General features: G+C 74.7%; 1 protein-coding gene. It reads right to left on the bottom strand.

The features are described 5' to 3' along the window. Nucleotides 1-245: sigma 54-interacting transcriptional regulator (locus RVY79_RS21105; RefSeq protein WP_317466565.1), on the bottom strand; the 245-nt coding region annotated here is incomplete at both ends.

Raw genomic sequence — 245 nt, 5'->3', positions numbered from 1 at the left:
CGGCCGGTGCGCACGTCGCGAGGCGGCATGGATGGCGTGGGCCAGCAGCTCCTTGCCGGTGCCGGTCTCGCCGAGCAGCAGCACGGTGGAGTCGGTCTGCGCCACGCGCCGGGCCTGGCGCTTGACCTCCAGCGCCGCGGGGCTGGCGCCGATGAAGCTCGCGATCGTGTGCTTGGGCCGGCGCTGGGCCGCGAGCTGGCGGCGCGTGTCCTCCAGCTCCTGCTGCAGCCGGCCGAACTTCTGGA

The sequence above is a fragment of the Chromohalobacter sp. HP20-39 genome (assembly GCF_033052815.1).
GTDB lineage: Bacteria > Pseudomonadota > Gammaproteobacteria > Pseudomonadales > Halomonadaceae > Chromohalobacter.
Note: the sequence above shows the minus strand (reverse complement) of the source record. Positions and strands in the feature narration are given on the sequence as shown.